At 64.3% G+C, this 16,761-nt stretch carries 15 protein-coding genes; 13 read left to right on the forward strand and 2 right to left on the reverse strand.

All coding sequences use genetic code 11. From position 1 onward, the window contains the following. The 12 genes from QMX78_RS13925 to QMX78_RS13980 all read left to right on the forward strand — a co-directional run. Nucleotides 1–303, forward strand: a 303-nt coding sequence (locus QMX78_RS13925; RefSeq protein ID WP_282270554.1) for an ATP-binding cassette domain-containing protein, incomplete at its 5' end; no start/stop codon positions are given. 8 nt (nt 304–311) lie between these two features. Then, on the forward strand, nt 312–1,643 hold the full coding sequence (locus QMX78_RS13930; RefSeq protein WP_343239270.1) for an ABC transporter permease: 1,332 nt from the start codon (nt 312–314) through the stop codon (nt 1,641–1,643). A 3-nt stretch (nt 1,644–1,646) separates the two neighbouring features. Then, nucleotides 1,647–2,870, forward strand: a complete 1,224-nt coding sequence (locus QMX78_RS13935; RefSeq protein ID WP_343239271.1) for an FtsX-like permease family protein — start codon at nt 1,647–1,649, stop codon at nt 2,868–2,870. A 17-nt stretch (nt 2,871–2,887) separates the two neighbouring features. Beyond that, complete coding sequence (locus QMX78_RS13940) at nt 2,888–4,192, forward strand: ABC transporter permease (protein ID WP_282270556.1); 1,305 nt, start codon at nt 2,888–2,890, stop codon at nt 4,190–4,192. Between the two features lie 134 nt (nt 4,193–4,326). Beyond that, on the forward strand, nt 4,327–5,550 hold the full coding sequence (locus tag QMX78_RS13945) for an FtsX-like permease family protein (protein WP_282270558.1): 1,224 nt from the start codon (nt 4,327–4,329) through the stop codon (nt 5,548–5,550). Between the two features lie 22 nt (nt 5,551–5,572). Then, nucleotides 5,573–6,883 carry an FtsX-like permease family protein gene (locus QMX78_RS13950; protein ID WP_282270560.1) on the forward strand — a complete coding sequence of 437 codons (1,311 nt, stop codon included), beginning with the start codon at nt 5,573–5,575 and terminating at the stop codon, nt 6,881–6,883. A gap of 61 nt (nt 6,884–6,944) precedes the next feature. Beyond that, nucleotides 6,945–8,162: an FtsX-like permease family protein gene (locus QMX78_RS13955; protein ID WP_282270562.1), complete on the forward strand. Its 1,218-nt coding sequence runs from the start codon at nt 6,945–6,947 to the stop codon at nt 8,160–8,162. Between the two features lie 30 nt (nt 8,163–8,192). After that, a complete protein-coding gene (locus tag QMX78_RS13960) occupies nt 8,193–8,684 on the forward strand; it encodes a nuclear transport factor 2 family protein (RefSeq protein ID WP_282270565.1) in 492 nt (163 codons plus the stop codon). Beyond that, complete coding sequence (locus QMX78_RS13965; RefSeq protein WP_282270567.1) at nt 8,681–10,012, forward strand: ABC transporter permease; 1,332 nt, start codon at nt 8,681–8,683, stop codon at nt 10,010–10,012. The genes QMX78_RS13960 and QMX78_RS13965 overlap by 4 nt, the downstream gene beginning before the upstream one ends. Nucleotides 10,013–10,025: 13 nt before the next feature. After that, on the forward strand, nt 10,026–11,246 hold the full coding sequence (locus QMX78_RS13970; RefSeq protein ID WP_282270569.1) for an FtsX-like permease family protein: 1,221 nt from the start codon (nt 10,026–10,028) through the stop codon (nt 11,244–11,246). A 54-nt stretch (nt 11,247–11,300) separates the two neighbouring features. Next, on the forward strand, nt 11,301–12,638 hold the full coding sequence (locus QMX78_RS13975; protein ID WP_282270570.1) for a sigma-54 dependent transcriptional regulator: 1,338 nt from the start codon (nt 11,301–11,303) through the stop codon (nt 12,636–12,638). A gap of 10 nt (nt 12,639–12,648) precedes the next feature. Beyond that, a complete protein-coding gene (locus tag QMX78_RS13980; RefSeq protein WP_282270571.1) occupies nt 12,649–14,001 on the forward strand; it encodes a HAMP domain-containing sensor histidine kinase in 1,353 nt (450 codons plus the stop codon). Nucleotides 14,002–14,279: 278 nt separating this feature from the next. Here QMX78_RS13980 and QMX78_RS13985 read toward each other — a convergent pair whose 3' ends face one another. Next, complete coding sequence (locus tag QMX78_RS13985) at nt 14,280–14,774, reverse strand: GNAT family N-acetyltransferase (protein WP_282270574.1); 495 nt, start codon at nt 14,772–14,774, stop codon at nt 14,280–14,282. Nucleotides 14,775–14,781: 7 nt separating this feature from the next. Then, complete coding sequence (glmU, locus tag QMX78_RS13990) at nt 14,782–16,149, reverse strand: bifunctional UDP-N-acetylglucosamine diphosphorylase/glucosamine-1-phosphate N-acetyltransferase GlmU (RefSeq protein WP_282270576.1); 1,368 nt, start codon at nt 16,147–16,149, stop codon at nt 14,782–14,784. 83 nt (nt 16,150–16,232) lie between these two features. Between glmU and QMX78_RS13995 the strand changes: the two genes are divergently transcribed. After that, nucleotides 16,233–16,616, forward strand: a complete 384-nt coding sequence (locus QMX78_RS13995; RefSeq protein ID WP_282270578.1) for a GtrA family protein — start codon at nt 16,233–16,235, stop codon at nt 16,614–16,616. The last annotated feature ends 145 nt before the right edge of the window (nt 16,617–16,761 follow it).

The following is a 16,761-nucleotide window of genomic DNA, read 5'->3' on the forward strand; positions in this document are numbered from 1 at the left end:
CTGTCAGGCGGCCAGCAGCAGCGTGCGGCAATCGCCCGCGCCCTGGCTGGCAGCCCGCGCCTGCTGCTGGCCGACGAACCGACCGGCAACCTGGATACGCAGATGGCACGTGGCGTCATGGAGCTGCTGGAAGAGATCAACAGCCAGGGCACCACCATCGTCATGGTCACCCATGATCCGGAACTGGCTGCACGCGCCCAGCGCAACGTGCACATCGTCGATGGCCAGGCCACCGACCTGATCCGCGAGCCGGTGCTGGCACACGCCGCCCGCATCGCCGCCGTTGCCGACAACCAGGGCTGATCCCGCGCATGTCGCTGTTCGCCTACCACCTCCGCCAAGGCCTGCGCAGCCTGCGCCGCACCCCCGTGCTGACCGCACTGATGGTGCTGTCGATTGCGATGGGCATTGGCGCGTCGATGACCACGCTGACGGTGAAGCACCTGCTCTCGGGCGATCCATTGCCCGGGCGCAGTGGGCAGATCTATTACCCGCAGGTGGATGCATCGACGCGCGGCGAGCGGGCGCGGCGCGAGCCTTTGGACATGCTCGACTACACCTCGGCGACGGACCTGTGGCGTGACGGTCCAGCGGATCGCAAAGCTTTGGTGGTGGACAGCCCCGTCAAGTTATCCGCGCCTGCTAGCCAAGGGCCGGCGATGATGACCACGTTGCTGTCCACCACCGCCGATTTCTTCCCGATGTTCCAGGTGCCGATGGCCTACGGTGCCGGCTGGTCGGCCGAGGATGACCAGCGCCGCGCCCGCGTGGCGGTGATCTCCTCGGAGTTGAACCAGCGCCTGTTCGACGGCAAGGACAGCACCGGCAAGATGCTGCGCATCCGCGACAGCGAAGTGCGCATCATCGGCGTGCTCAAACCGTGGCGCCCTTCCCCGCTGTTCTACACCGTCGCTGGCGGCCGCTTCGCGCAGGGCGACACCGCCGACTACTACCGGCAGGTCGAAGAGATAATGGTGCCGTTCTTCACCGGCCTGCAGATCAACGCCGGCAACTTCCGCCAGTTCACCTGCAACAAGCTGCCCGAGAAACCCGGCTACCTGGAAAACACCGATTGCGTGTGGCTGCAGCTGTGGGTGCAGCTGGACAGTGCAGCAAAGGTTGCGGCCTACCAGCAACACCTGCAGGGCTATGTGCAGCAGCAACAGCAGCTGGGCCGCATCAGCCAGCCCGAGCTGACGCGCCTGCGCAGCCTGATGGAGTGGATGGACTACAACGGCGTGGTGCCGCGCGACGTCAAGCTGCAGGCGTGGATGGCACTGGCCTTCCTGGTGATCTGCCTGTTCAACACCATCGGCCTGCTGCTGGCCAAGTTCCTGCGCCGCACCGGCGAGATCGGCGTGCTGCGCGCACTCGGCGCGACCCGCGCGATGGTGTTCCAGCAATGCCTGATAGAGGCGGCGCTGATCGGTGTTGGCGGCGCGGTGCTGGGATTGCTGTTCACCCTGATCGGGCTGTGGAGCATCCGCCAGCAGCCGCTGGCCTACGCCGACATGGTGCAGCTGGACATGACCATGCTTGGCCTCACCTTCGCCACCGCGGTGGCGACCACCGTTATTGCTGGACTGCTGCCGGCACTGCGCGCCGCCCGCATCGATCCAGCCCTGCAGATCAAGGCGCTGTAAGCCATGACCCTGGATATCAAACCCATCATCAGCACGCTGTCTCGGCATCGCATTGCTGCCAGCCTGATCGTGCTGGAAATCGCACTGGCCTGCGCGGTGCTGTGCAATGCCCTGTTCCTGGCCGCCTCGCGGATGGAGCTGATCGGCATGAACAGTGGCGTCGACGAGGCATCCATCGCAACACTCAGCCTGCTCGACTGTGAATCCTGCAGCGAAGTGGACGTCAACAGCCGCTGGTTGCAGCAGCTGCGCGGCCAGGCCGGGGTGCAGGCCGTGGGCGTGCTCAATGCCGTTCCGTTCGGCCAGCGCGCAGGCACCGCCGGCGTCTCATTGGATCGGGAGGGCAAGCACCACGGCGGCGTGCCGCACTTCTACACGATGGATGCAGGTGCCATCGATGCCTTGCAGTTGAAGCCGGTGCAGGGCCGCATGTTCAGCGACGCCGACTACCAGCCGGTGGAGAACTTCCTGCCGACGCACGCCCAGGTCTGGATCACCCAGGCCTTTGCCAAACATCTGTGGCCTGGCCAGGATCCGTTGGGCAAGCAGCTGTGGATGGGCGACTACCAGCTCACCGTGGCCGGCGTGCTGGCGCATTTCTCGCGCCCGGACCCGGGCCGCAGCGAGAACGGCCTGGCCGGCATGGAGTGGTCGGTGATCGTGCCGGTAACCACCGATGCGCAGGCCGGCACCTATGTGATCCGCGCCAACCCGCGTGACCTGCAACGCATCGTCAGCGACGCCGTCGCCGCCGCGCCCAAGGTCACGCCGGAGGCGATCATCTCCGCCGACTACAGCAAGACACTGCAGCAACTGCGCGAGGTCTACTTCCAGCAGGACCGCAGCATGACCCGCCTGCTGCTGGGCATCTGCCTGGTGATGTTGCTGGTCACCGCGCTGGGCATCATCGGCCTGGCCAGCTTCTGGGTGCAGCAGCGCACCAAGCAGATCGGCGTGCGCCGCGCACTGGGTGCGACCCGCCGCCAGATCATCAGCTACTTCCAGACCGAGAACCTGCTGCTGACCAGCGCCGGCATCGTGCTCGGCATGCTGCTGGCCTACACCGGCAACCAGTTGTTGATGCATTACTTCGAAATCCCCCGGCTGCCGCTGTATTACCTGCCGCTGGGTGCCGTACTGCTGTGCTTGCTGGGCCAGGCCGCCGTCATCGGCCCTGCCCTGCGTGCTGCTTCCATCCCGCCCATCGTCGCCACGCGCAGCGCCTGAGCTGCCAAGGATCGTCCATGTTCAGTTACTACTTCAAACTTGCGCTGCGCAGCTTCGGCCGCAACAAGATCCTGACCGCACTGATGGTGTTGGCCATCGCGCTCGGCATCGGTGCGGCGATGACCACCTTGACGGTGTTCAAGGTGCTCTCCGGCGACCCGATCCCGCACAAGAGCGATCGCTTGTTCTATGTGCAGCTGGATCCCTACACCAAGGAAGGCTACAAAGCCGGCGAAGAGCCCGAGTCGCAGTTGACCCGCTTCGACGCCGAAGAACTGCTGCGGCAGAAGAAAGCACCGCGCCAGGCGATGATGACCGGCGGTAGCGGCATCGTCGATCCGCGCGTCGATGCCCTCAAGCCCTTCAGCATCAGCATGCGCTACACCTCGGCCGACTTCTTCCCGATGTTCGATACGCCGTTCGCGTTCGGCCAGGGTTGGACGGGTGACGAGGACCAGGGCCGCAGCCGTGTCGCGGTGATCAGCGACACCCTGAATGACAAGTTGTTCAAGGGCGAAAACAGCGTTGGCAAGGAAGTGCTGGTCGAAGGCAATGCCATGCGCATCGTCGGCGTGCTCAAGGAATGGAAGCCTGCTCCCAAGTTCTACGACCTGTACTCGGGCAAGTTCGACTCCGAGGAAGACGTCTACCTGCCCTTCAGCACGGCGCTGGATCTGAAGCTGGGCCGCAATGGCAACATGAACTGCTTCGGTCGCGAACTGGTCAACGACGCCACCGCGCAGAATGTGCCCTGCTCGTGGATCCAGTATTGGGTCGAGCTGAATTCGCCTGGTGATGCCAAGGATTTCAAGGCCTACCTGGACAACTACTCCGAGCAGCAGCGCGCCGCTGGTCGCTTCGAGCGCCCGGCCAATACCCGCCTGCGCAACGTCATGGAGCTGATGGAACACCGCAATGCCGTACCGGGCGACGTGCGCCTGCAGATGTGGCTGGCGTTCGGCTTCCTGCTGGTCTGCCTGGTCAACACCGTAGGCCTGTTGTTGGCCAAGTTCCTGCGCCGCAGCGGCGAGATCGGCGTGCGTCGAGCACTGGGTGCCAGCCGCGCCGAGATCTTCAAGCAGTGCCTGATCGAGGCCGGCACGATTGGCCTGGCCGGCGGTCTGCTCGGTCTCGTGTTCGCTCTGTTCGGCCTGTGGGCGGTGCGCCAGCGGCCGGCCGACTACGCCTCACTTGCGCATCTGGATGGCTCGATGCTGCTGGTCACCTTCGCCTTGGCAGTGCTGGCCAGCATGCTGGCCGGCATCCTGCCTGCCTGGCGCGCCATGCAGGTAACCCCAGCACTGCAGCTCAAGAGCCAGTAACGCGACTACCCCCTCCCTTGCGCAAAGCGCAGGGGAGGGCCGGGGAGGGGTGCTTCGGCAGTTGCAGTTGCAGTTGCCCTCGCCTCTCCCAACCAAACCCCATTCCCAGCTCCACGCTTCCCCGGAGAAACCTCATGGAAATCCGCCCCATCCTCTCCACGCTGTCGCGGCACAAAACAGCTGCCGCACTGATCGTGCTGGAGATCGCGCTGAGCTGCGCCATCATCTGCAATGCGCTGTTCATCGTGTCGCAGCGCATCGATGCCATGCAGTTGGCCAGCGGCATCGATGACAACCATCTGATCGAGATTGGCCTGAGCGGCATTGGTGAACAGGTTGATGCCGATGCCCGCACCGCCGAGGACCTTGCCTCGCTGCGCGGCATCCCAGGCGTCGAAAGCGTAACCATCGTCAACCAGCTGCCGTTCCAGGGTGGATCCTGGAACACCTCGTTGGCTATCTCCCCCGAGCCGGACGCACAATCGATCAATGGCGCGCAGTACATGGTTGGCGAAAACGCGGTCAAGACCCTGGGCCTGAAGCTGATCGCCGGTCGCGATTTCAATGCCGACGAATACCAGAGCAGCGATGTGCTGGAGAAGGTGGAAGACCTGGGCAAACTGAAAGCACCGGCCATTCTCACCGAAGCAATGGCCAAGCAGTTCTTCCCCGACGGCAATGCGGTTGGCAAGACCCTGTACATGGCCAACATCCCGGTCACCGTGATTGGCGTGACACAGACCCTGCTGCGTCCGAACATGCAGGACAACAACCGCACCCACTCGCTCATCTTCCCGATCCGCATGAACTTTTCCAACGGCGGCCGCTACATCCTTCGCGTCACCGAGCAGGGACGCCGTAATGAGGTGCTGAAGCAGGCATTGGCGGTGCTGGACAAGAATGATCCCAACCGCCTGGTCTGGACCAAGCAGACCGTTGAGGAGAAGCGTGCCAAGAACTTCGCCAATGACCGCGACATGATCGGCCTGCTGCTGATCGTCAGTGGCCTGCTGTTGCTGGTAACCGCGCTGGGCATCATCGGCCTGGCCAGCTTCTGGGTGCAGCAGCGCACCAAACAGATCGGCATCCGTCGTGCGCTGGGTGCCACCCGCGCGCAGATCCTGCGTTACTTCCAGACCGAGAACTTCCTGCTCGCCGGCATCGGCATCGTGGTTGGCATGCTGCTGGCCTACCTGCTCAACCAGTGGCTGATGGGCCGCTACGAGCTGCCGCGCCTGCCGCTGCTGTACCTGCCGGTGGGTGCGGTGCTGCTGTGGCTGCTGGGCCAGATCGCGGTGTTCGGCCCGGCCCGCAAGGCCGCATCGATTCCACCGGCGGTAGCCACACGCAGCACCTGATACGTCAGTTCAAGGAAAGAACATGTTCGGTTATTACCTGCAATTGGCGTGGCGCGGCTTCGGCCGCAACAAGGTGCTGACCACCTTGATGGTGCTGACCATCGCGGTCGGCATCGGCGCGACCATGACCACCCTTGGCCTGTACTTCGTCTTGTCGGGGGATCCGATTCCACGCAAGAGCCAGCAGCTGTTCTACCCGCAGCTGGAACCGCGCAGCCTGGGCAAGGACGCCACGCTGGAATCGGACCCGCTGGAGCAGATGACCCGCTATGACGCCGAGGAGTTGTTGCGGCAGAAGCGCGCTGACCGCCAGGCGGTGATGACGGCCGGTTCGGTGACGGTGATGCCCGCAGGCAACACCGCACAGCCGTTCCGGGCGATGGCACGCTACACCTCGGCGGACTTTTTCCCTATGTTCGAGGTGCCACTGGCAGCAGGCAACGCATGGAGTGCGGCCGAGGATGACAGCCGTGCGCTGGTGGCGGTCATTGACCGCAAGCTGGCGCAGCGGCTGTACGGCAGCGAGGACGTGATCGGCAAGGAGCTGCGCCTGCCGCAGGGCGTGTTCCGCGTGGTTGGGTTGCTTGGCAACTGGAAGCCCACGCCGCGCTTCTACGACCTGACCAGCCAGCGTTATGGCGGCAACGAACAGGTGCTGCTGCCGTTCTCCACCTCGCGCACCCTGAGGCTCGATACCCAGGGCAACATGAACTGCTGGGGCAGCAGCGATGACGGCGAAGGCAACCGCGGCCTCACAGCACCCTGTGCCTGGCTGCAGTATTGGGTGGAGCTGGACACACCGGAGAAGGCACGCGATTACCTGAAATACCTGGCCGACTATTCCGATACCCAGCGTGCCAGCGGCCGCTTCGAACGCCCTACCAATGTGCGCCTGCATGATGTGATGGGTTGGCTGGACTTCAACCGCATCGTGCCCAACGACGTGCGCCTGCAGATGTGGCTGGCCTTCGGCTTCCTGCTGGTCTGCCTGATCAACACGGTCAGCCTGCTGCTGGCCAAGTTCCTGCGCCGCAGCGGCGAGATCGGCGTCCGCCGATCGCTGGGCGCTTCACGCGCGGACATCTTCAAACAATGCCTGACCGAAGCCGGCTTCATCGGCCTGGCCGGCGGCGTACTGGGGCTGGGTTTTGCGGCAATCGGCCTGTGGCTGATCCGCCAGCAACCGGACGAGTACGCAAAGTTGGCGCAGATGGACGTCACCACCCTGTGGATGACCTTCGTGCTGGCAGTTGGCGTGAGCCTGGTCGCCGGACTGTTGCCGGCCTGGCGGGCCATGCAGATTCCTCCCGCACTTCAGCTCAAGAGCCAGTGACACGGTGGCGCTGAATCCACCGCGTCAGCAACGGCAGCTCGCGCCGCCACGGAGAACACCTTTGGACATCCGCCCCACCCTGTCGATGCTGTCCCGCCAGAAGATTGCCGCACTGCTGGTCATTTTCGAGATCGCGATCAGTTGCGCCATCATCTGCAATGCGGTGTTCATCATCAGCAACCGCGTTGCACAGATACAGCTGAAAAGCGGCGTGGCCGAGGACGAACTGGTCTACCTGGCCACCAGCAGCCTGCTGCCGGACGTCAACTACGATGCGCTGCGCAAGCAGGACCTGGCCACACTTGCCGCCGTCCCCGGCGTAAAGGCAGTCAGCAGCATCAACCAGATCCCGTATGGCAGCAACGTCTGGGGCTCGGGCATACGCCTGCAGCCGAACCAGACACGCCCGACGGTACATGCCACCAATTACATGGACGACGGCCAGTTGCTGCCGACCTTTGGCCTGCAACTGCGCGAGGGCCGCGGCTTCAAGCCCGACGAGTACCTGGAGAACAGCGCTTTTGCAGGTGGCGATGCCGATCCTGTCGTACCCAGCGTGCTGCTGAGCCATTCGCTGGCCAAGTCCCTGTTCCCGGACGGCAACGCGGTGGGCAGCAACATCTATGTCTGGGGCAGCAAGCCGACCCAGGTCGTGGGCGTGATCGATGACCTGCTGGCACCCGGCGAAGCTGGCGAGTTCAGCAGCCGCTTCGACAGCATGGTGTTCCCGGTCCGCGTCTCCAACGGTGCCTATGCGCTGCGTACCAGCCCCGAGCAGCGCGAGGCCGTGCTGAAGGCCGCCATCGCCGCGTTGAACAAGGCCGATCCCAACCGCATCATCGAGGAACAGGGCACCGTGTCGCGCATGCGTGACGCCTTCCAGCATCGTGATCGCTCGGTGATCTGGCTGTTGCTTGCGGTCTGCATCGCGCTGCTGGCGGTAACCGCCTTCGGCATCGTCGGCCTTGCCAGCTTCTGGGTGCAGCAACGCACGCGCCAGATCGGCATCCGCCGCGCCCTGGGTGCAACCCGCAAACACATCCTGCGCAATTTCCAGCTCGAGAACCTGCTGCTGAGCAGTGCCGGCATCATCGTTGGGCTGATCCTGGCCTATGCGTTGAACATGTTCCTGATGAGCCGGTACGAACTGCCACGCCTGCCGCTGATGTATCTGCCGGTGGCGGCGGTGCTGTTGCTGTTGCTTGGTCAGATCGCCGTGCTTGGGCCCGCGCGTCGCGCAGCGTCCGTGCCACCGGCGGTCGCCACCCGCGCGGCCTGATCCTCTTCCACTGTTTCCCGGAGTCGCCCGATGAAAACCACGCTGACGTTCCTGCTGCTGATGCTGTGCTCGCTGCCGATGGTCCCCGCGCACGCCGCTGACGCCGACAATGCCAGCCTGCACGACACCATCGCCGCACTCGACCACGGCATGTTCGACAGCTTCAACCGCTGCAGCGATCCGGCCGAGTTCGAGAAGCATGCGGGCTATTTCGATGCGGCGGTCGAGTTCTACCACGACAATGGCGGTGTCACCTGGACCCGCGACGCCATGCTGGCGAACACCCGCAAGCATGCCTGCGGCAACTACACCCGGCAGTTGCTGCCAGGCACGCTGGAGGTATTCCCGATCAAGGACTTCGGCGCCATTGAACAGGGCCAGCACCAATTCTGCGATCTGAAGGGCGAACACTGTGATGGCGTGGCCGACTTCGTCATCATCTGGCGCCTGCGTGATGATCAGTGGCAGGCAACGCGGGTGCTGAGCTACGCGCACCGCGCGGCGGCAGGACCCACGCCATGAACTACACGCTGGAAACCGGGCTGCGTGGTTGCATCCGCCACCCAAGGACAATGGCGCTGGTCGTACTCACCCTTGCCCTTGGCCTGGCCTCGGTGATGACCATGCTGACGCTGTTGTCGGTGTTGGCCGCCGACCCGCTGCCCGGCATCAGCCAGAACCTGTACCTGGCCTGGGCAGACTCGCGCGAGGCGGCAAAAAGTGGTGAAAGCGACAGCTACGGTGACGGCTCGCCGGTGCCGCCGTTGTGGAAGCTGGCCGACGTGCAGGCGATGCGCCAGCTACGCCCGGATGTCCCGCAAGTGGCCCTGCTGACCGCCCCGCTGACCGTCAGCAACATCGACAACACGCTCAGCAAGAACGTTTCGACGAGCCTCGCCATCGGCCCGATGCTGCAGGTATTCGGCGTGCCGCTGCGCTACGGGCGTTCCTGGACTGCGGAAGAAGAGGCCGCGCGCACGCCGGTAGTGATCATCAGCCGCGCACTCAGCCAACACCTGCTGGGGCGCGAAGATGGTACCGGCGCCGAGATCCGTGTGGGCAAGCACAACTTCCGCGTCATCGGCATCAGTGAGCGTTGGGCGCCCCGCCCGCGCCCGCATTTCCTGCCTTCAAACAATGCCGGCTGGGAAGGCGATGGCGATGAGCTGTTCGCACCGGCCGAGGCGGTGCTGGCGTCAGGCGCGGAGATCACCAGCACCCGCATCTGCGATGGCAATGGCTTCGGCGGCTTCCGCTTCGATCAGATCGATACCCAGCAATGCCGATGGCTGGTGCTGTGGGCAGATCTGAAGGATGCACAGCAGCGCCACAACTACGCACAAAGCCTGCAGAACTTCGCCACCGATCGTCATGCCGCCGGCATCTTCGCGCGCGCAGCCAACACCCGTCTGCAGTCGATGGCGCAGTGGTTGCACACCAACCGCGTGGTACCGGACAGCGTTCGCTTGAACCTGTGGCTGGCGGCTGGCTTGCTGGTGTTGTGCCTGGTCAATGTCGCCGGCCTGCTGGCAGCGCGCTTCCTGCGCCGTGCCGGTGAGCACGGCGTGCGCCGGGTGCTGGGCGCGCCGCGTCGCGCGATCATCGCCACCTGCCTGGTCGAGTCCACCCTGGCAGGCTTGCTGGGCGGATTGCTGGCATTGCCGCTGACGCTGGGCGGCCTGTGGCTGATGCGGCAACAAGGTGAAGCCTACTCATCACTGGCCCGGCTGAGCCCCGCGCTGTTTGCGGCCCTGCTGTTGATGGCGGTTGTGACTGGCGTAGTGGTCGGACTGCTACCCGCCATCCGTGCCGCGCGCCAGGAACCTGCGTTGCAGGTCAAAACCCTATGAACAAGGCCAAGGCATGAATCCCCTGCTCTCCTCCATGCGCCGCCAGCCGCTGATGCCGTGGTTGATCGTGCTGCAGATCACCGTGGCCTGCGCCATCCTCTGCAATACCTTGTTCCTGCTCGCACAGCAGGCCGGGCCGTTGTTGATCGACGACGGCATCGCTGACAAGGAGGTCATCGTCATCGACCAGATCGTGCGCCCGGATGGCAACTGGACCGCCGCACAAGCCAGCGCTGGTGCCGATGCACTGGCAGCGATTCCCGGCGTGAAGCGTGCCACCGCCGTGGTCGGCGCACCGATGCGCGAGACCTTGACCATGGTCTACGACCTGAAGTCAGCCAACGGCCCAACCGTGCAGGCCAGCGGCTTCATTGGAACGAAGCTGATCGACACGCTTGGCCTGCAGCTCAGCCGTGGCCGCGACTTCCTCGCCGACGAATACGCCGACCTGCAGCTCGGTGACGATGCCAACGCTGCCAGCACGCCCATCATCATCACCGAGGCGCTGGGCCGGACTTTGTTCGATGGCAATCCGGTCGGGCAGGCGCTCACCTCTGGCGATGGCAGCAGCCACTATGTAGTCGTCGGTGTTGTCGCCCACCTGCTGCGCTACCAGCTCAGCGAGTTGGACGACGGCAAAGCCGAGTACGCCGTCCTGTTGCCGCGACGCCCAGCGGGCCTGCCACTGTTGAGTTTCGTGGTACGCGCCGAGGCCGATCAGCGCGATGCGGTGATCAAGGCCGCGCCTGGCGTACTGCAGACGGTCTATGCCGGACAGATGGCAAAGAGCTTCAATCCGGTCGTGTCCAGTTACGAGCAGTTGCGCAGCAACGGCATGCGCAACCGCCGCGCAGCGGTATGGCTGCTGCTCACAGTCAACGCGGTAGTCGCCACCATCACCCTGATCGGCATCGCCAGCCTCAGCGGCTACTGGATACAGCAACGCACCCGCCAGATCGGCATCCGCCGCGCCCTCGGTGCCACTCGCAGCCAGGTGATGCGCCACTTCCTCGCCGAGAACCTGCTGCTGACCGTCGGCGGGCTGCTGATCGGCCTGCTGCTGGCGTTGCTGATCAACCAGTGGTTGATGCAGCATTACGAGCTGCCACGGCTGCCATGGGCCTATCTGCTGGTTGCCGGCGGCTTGATGCTGTTGCTTGGGCAAGTAGCGGTTGCGGCACCGGCGCGGCGTGCCGCACGGTTACCACCTGCCAGCGCGACCCGCAGCGTGTAATGTGCTGACTTCAGCGCCAGCACCGCGTCCCCTTATCTTCTTCTGCGACAACTGATGCCACAGATCCTGATCATCGACGACAACACCGCCGTGGCCACCGCGTTGGACGTGCTGTTCTCCCTGCACGACATCGACACGCGCCACGCAACCTCGCCCGAGCAGGGCCTGGCGATGCTGGCCGAACATGAATTCGATCTGGTCCTGCAGGACATGAACTTCACTGCCGACACCACCTCCGGCGAGGAAGGCCAGGATCTGTTCCGGCGCATCCGCCAGGCGCATCCGGACCTGCCGGTGATCCTGCTCACCGCCTGGACGCACCTGGACAGCGCGGTGGAGCTGGTCAAGGCCGGTGCCTCCGACTACCTGGCCAAGCCATGGGATGACGGCCGCCTGCTGACCACGGTCAACAACCTGCTGGAACTGGCCGAGGCGCGCCGTGAGCTGGCCCGCCGCCGTGCACGCGAGCAGCGCCAGCAGCAGGCCCTGCACGATCGTTACGATCTGCGCGGGCTGGTATTCGCCGATCCTTCCAGCGAGCGCATCATCGCCCTCGCCTGCCAGGTCGCGCGCTCGGAACTGCCTGTCCTGATCACCGGCCCCAACGGCGCCGGCAAGGAAAAGATCGCCGAAATCATCCAGGCCAACTCCGCGCACAAGAAGGGCCCATTCGTCGCACTGAACTGCGGCGCCATTCCCTCCGAGCTGATCGAGGCCGAACTGTTCGGCACCGAGGCCGGCGCCTATACCGGTGCCAACAAGGCCCGCGAGGGCAAGTTCGAGGCGGCCGATGGCGGCACCTTGTTCCTGGACGAAATCGGCAACCTGTCGCTGACCGGGCAGATGAAACTGCTGCGCGTACTGGAAACCGGGCGCTTCGAGCGGCTGGGCTCCAACCGCGAGCGGCTGGTGAAGGTGCGCGTGGTCAGCGCCACCAATGCCGACCTGCCGGCAATGATCCGTGCGGGCAGCTTCCGCGAAGACCTGTATTACCGGCTCAATACCGTCGAGCTCAGCCTGCCGCCGCTCGCCGAACGGCGCGAGGACATCCTGCCGCTGGCGCAATACTTCCTTGCCGATGGCAAACCGCTGTCGGCACCGGCCTTGCAGGCGCTGCAGCGCCACAACTGGCCCGGCAACGTGCGCGAGCTGCGCAATGTGATCCAGCGCGCCGCCCTGCTCGCACAGGGCCCGCGTATCGAAGTAGCCGACCTGAACCTGCCACGCGCGCCCGCACGCCCCACCGCACCGGCAGACGAGCCCGACCGCGAACACATTGTCAGTGCCCTGGAACGTGCAGGTGGCGTCATCGCCCAGGCCGCCGCCGAACTGGGCCTGAGCAGGCAGGCACTGTACCGCCGCATGGACCGCCACGGCATTCCGCGCGAATGAGCAGCCATCAGTGAAAACGCGCTCCTTCACCTTCACCCTGTTCCTGCGCCTGCTGCCGGTGCTGGCACTTGCTGCGGCCTTGCCATGGTTCCTGGCCTACTGGATGGACCGCGGCTGGGTGGTGGTATGCGTTTCCACCGTGTTCCTGCTGGCTGCGATGTGGTGGGCGTTGAGCCGCGCCACCTCGCCGATCCGTTCGCTGCTGCGGGCACTGGCCGGCACCACCAGCAGTTACCGCGACGGCGAGTTCAACTTCGGCGTGCATTGGCGCGGTCACGATGAGTTCGCACAGCTGGTGCAGGCGCATGCCGAATTGGGCGATGTACTGCGCGAACAACGGCAATCCCTGGTACAGCGGGAACTGCTGCTCGACACCATGGTGCAGAACACACCGGTGGCGATGTTGCTGCTTACCGATGGTGGCGATGGCGTACAGCGTGTGACCTTCTCCAACACCGCGGCACGCAAGCTGCTGCATGGTGGCTGGAAGCTTGAAGGTCAGCGCATGCACGAGTTGCTGGAGAACATGCCGATCGAGCTGCGCAATGCCATTGCCCGCGGCGGCGACAGCCTGTTCGCGGTGCGTGATCCGGATGCGGCCGAAGACGATGATGACGACGAGCAGATCTACCACCTGTCGCGTCGTGCCTTCCATTTGAATGGCCGCCCGCACGAATTGCTGCTGCTGCGCCTGCTCACCGCCGAGTTGCGCCGCCAGGAAGTACAGACCTGGAAGAAGGTGATCCGCGTGATCAGCCACGAGCTCAACAACTCCCTGGCACCAATTGCCTCGCTGGCGCATTCCGGCGCCGAACTGGTACGGCGCGGCCGCCATGATCGCCTTGAAGATATCTTCGGCACGGTGGAAGAACGCGCCCGTCATCTGGAGGGTTTCATTCGCGGCTATGCACGCTTCGCCAAGCTGCCGCAGCCGCAGCTGCAGACCGTTGCCTGGAGCCAGTTCCTGCATGGCCTGCAGCAGCAGATCAGCTTCCGCATGGCGCCGATGATCGACGAGCAGTACAGCCGCCTGGATCAATCACAGTTCTCGCAGGCACTGCTGAACCTGCTGAAGAATGCGCACGAAGCCGGTGCTGACAATGGCGCGCCGGATGACTCGGTGGAAGTGCGCATCGCGCGACTGCCCAACTGGCTGCGCATCGAGGTATTGGATCGCGGCACCGGCATGAACGAAGCGGTACTGCAGAACGCATTGATGCCGTTCTATTCAACCAAGCGCAATGGCACCGGCCTTGGCCTGGCCTTGACCCGCGAGATCATCGAGGCACATGGCGGTCGCATCTCCCTGCAGAACCGCAAGGACGGCGGCCTGTGTGTGGCGATCCTGCTACCGCATGACTAAGCGAATGTTGTTGCGGTTGTGGGAGCGGCGTAAGCCGCGAAGCTGACACCACATCAGCGCCCGCACCACCGGTTATCTGAAACTATCCTGGCTTCGCGGCTTACGCCGCTCCTACAAATCGGCGGGATCACGGGGAAAGCCTTGCCGAGCATGGCTCGGCATTACGCCCCCTCCCTTTTGCGCAGCAAAGGGGAGGGTTGGGGAGGGGTTGGCTTTACCGCCGTTGATGTTGCACCGGCTTCGCGGCTTACGCCGCTCCCACAAGAAGCGGTTTGCGGCTACGACAAGATTCGCTGCATCGCCAGCCGCAGCTCCATTGGAAAGCCCGCCGCTGCCTCCGCCGCCATCACCTCGCGCATGCCTGCGCTCCACGCATGCGACGGCCATTCAATGAAGCCCTCGCTGGCATAGAAGGGCGCATTCCAGGCCACGTCGCTCAAGGTGGTGAGCACCGCCCGGTGATGTCCGGATGCCCTCGCCTGCTGCAACGCGTGCCGCAGCAAGGCACGGCCCAGGCCTTTGCGGCCGTGCGCCGGAGTTACATCCATCTGCTGGATGTGGAAATCCTCATCGAGCGCACCCGCCATCAGGTAGCCGGCCAGCTCCTGCTCGCTGGCAACCACCCACAGCATTCCACGCTGCCAGGCCTGTTCGAACAACGCGGGCCCGGTTGGACTCGCTGCAAATACCTTCGCAGCAGGATGTCCACGCAGGCGTTCACCCGCCTGCGCTTCGATCAATGGCAACAGCGCAAGCTCGTCGCGCTGCGCCAACCTGGGTTCAGGACTTTTTGACAGGACGCGTCCAGCCTTCAATCGTCTGCTGGCGTGTGCGCGCCACAGTCAATTGCCCCGCCGGCGCGTTGCGGGTGATCACCGAACCGGCACCAATGGTGGCGCCGTCCTCGAGCGTCAGCGGCGCCACCAGCGAGCTGTTGGAGCCGACAAACACCTTGTCACCAATCGTGGTCTGGAACTTGTTCACGCCATCGTAGTTGCAGGTGATGGTGCCGGCGCCAATGTTGGTGCCGCTGCCAATCACCGCATCACCGAGATAGGTGAGGTGATTGGCCTTGCTGCCCTTGCCCAGCGTGGTCTTCTTGGTTTCCACGAAATTGCCCACGTGCACGCCATCGGCCAACACCGTGCCCGGGCGCAGGCGTGCGAACGGTCCAATCTGGGCCGCGCCTTCGCTGATCACGCCTTCCAGATCGCAGTGCGGACGCACTTCGGTGCCAGCACCGAGCTTGACGTCCTTGAGCCGCACGAAGGCACCGATGCTGACGCCATCGCCCAGCTCGACCTCGCCTTCCAGAATGACGTTGGCATCGATCTGCACATCGCGACCAACCTTGACCGTACCGCGCTGGTCAAAGCGCGACGGATCCAGCAGGCGCGCACCCTGTTCGCACAGTGCCTTGGCTGCACGCAGCTGCCAGGCCCGTTCCAGTTGTGCCAGTTGCCAGGGATCGTTCGCACCCTCGGCTTCCTGCGCATCGGCAACCAGCACCAGTTCAGCCGGCGCATATTCATCGGCAGCCGAGGCGAACACGTCGGTCAGGTAGTACTCGCCCTGCGCGTTGCTGTTCGACAGACCCGACAGCCAGCGGCGCAGCGCAGTGGATTCGGCGGTGATGATGCCGGTGTTCACCGTGCGGATACGCTTCTGTTCGTCGCTGGCGTCCTTCTGCTCGACGATAGCCGCGACCTTGCCTTCGGCATCACGGACGACGCGGCCGTAGCCGCTGGGGTCATCCAGCTCAGCCACCAATACCGCCAGACGCGGGCCGTTGTGCAACAGTGCCCCCAGAGTCTGCGCGCGCATCAGTGGCACATCGCCGTACAGCACCAGTACCTGCGCGGTATCTGGCACATCGGGCATCGCCTGCTGCACGGCATGGCCGGTGCCCAGCTGCTGGCTCTGTTCGGCCCACAGCAGGTCCTGCTGATCGGCAAACGCGGCACGCACAGCCTCTCCACCATGACCGTAAACCACGTGGATGCCAGCCGGCTGCAGTTCGCGCGCAGTGGCAATCACGTGGGCCAGCATCGGTTGCCCGGCGATAGGCTGCAGCACCTTGGGCAACAGCGATTTCATGCGTTTGCCGGCGCCGGCGGCGAGAATGATGACGTGCAGCGGCTGGGTCATGCTTACAGCTTCCTTCGAGGTTCTCTGGATTCTAAGCGCAAGGGGGTAGCATTGCAGGCTATTCGTCGGAGCCCGCTACATCCATGAGTCTATTCCGCCAAGGCACCCAGTTCATCATCATCGGCCTGGCACAGCTGGCGTTGGACTGGGGGGTATTTGTTGCCGTGACGGCGCTTGGCATACCCGTCGCACCCAGCAACCTGCTTGGGCGGATCAGTGGCGCGTTGCTTGGCTTCTGGCTCAACGGCCGCTACACGTTTGCCACCCAAGGCGAACAGCGTCATGGCTGGAAACGCTTTGCGCGCTTCTGGGTGCTTTGGCTGCTGATGACCGTGATCAGTACCGGACTGATCGACTGGGTCGCGCAATCGCTTGGCCTGCAGTATGCGTGGCTGGCCAAGCCGGTGGTCGAGCTTGGGCTGGCGGTGGTCAGCTTCTTCGCGCTACGCCATGTGGTCTATCGCTGAACACGCTGTTGTAGTGCCGAGCCATGCTCGGCATTGGCGCTCTTCTGTAGTGCCGAGCCATGCTCGGCATTGGCGCTCTTCTGTAGTGCCGAGCCATGCTCGGCAGAGGCTTTACCGGTAATGCCCCTGCCGAGCATGGCTCGGC

It is taken from the genome of Stenotrophomonas sp. PS02298 (assembly GCF_029959445.1).
Classification (GTDB): Bacteria; Pseudomonadota; Gammaproteobacteria; order Xanthomonadales; family Xanthomonadaceae; genus Stenotrophomonas.

Bases quoted from the DNA above. Each gene is read 5' to 3' on its own strand.
- QMX78_RS13930 (WP_343239270.1), top strand. From the start codon at position 312: ATGTCGCTGTTCGCCTACCACCTCCGCCAAGGCCTGCGCAGCCTGCGC.
- QMX78_RS13950 (WP_282270560.1), top strand. From the start codon at position 5,573: ATGTTCGGTTATTACCTGCAATTGGCGTGGCGCGGCTTCGGCCGCAAC.
- QMX78_RS13940 (WP_282270556.1), top strand. From the start codon at position 2,888: ATGTTCAGTTACTACTTCAAACTTGCGCTGCGCAGCTTCGGCCGCAAC.
- QMX78_RS13965 (WP_282270567.1), top strand. From the start codon at position 8,681: ATGAACTACACGCTGGAAACCGGGCTGCGTGGTTGCATCCGCCACCCA.
- QMX78_RS13960 (WP_282270565.1), top strand. From the start codon at position 8,193: ATGAAAACCACGCTGACGTTCCTGCTGCTGATGCTGTGCTCGCTGCCG.
- QMX78_RS13935 (WP_343239271.1), top strand. From the start codon at position 1,647: ATGACCCTGGATATCAAACCCATCATCAGCACGCTGTCTCGGCATCGC.
- glmU (WP_282270576.1), bottom strand. From the start codon at position 16,149: ATGACCCAGCCGCTGCACGTCATCATTCTCGCCGCCGGCGCCGGCAAA.
- QMX78_RS13970 (WP_282270569.1), top strand. From the start codon at position 10,026: ATGAATCCCCTGCTCTCCTCCATGCGCCGCCAGCCGCTGATGCCGTGG.
- QMX78_RS13945 (WP_282270558.1), top strand. From the start codon at position 4,327: ATGGAAATCCGCCCCATCCTCTCCACGCTGTCGCGGCACAAAACAGCT.
- QMX78_RS13975 (WP_282270570.1), top strand. From the start codon at position 11,301: ATGCCACAGATCCTGATCATCGACGACAACACCGCCGTGGCCACCGCG.
- QMX78_RS13995 (WP_282270578.1), top strand. From the start codon at position 16,233: ATGAGTCTATTCCGCCAAGGCACCCAGTTCATCATCATCGGCCTGGCA.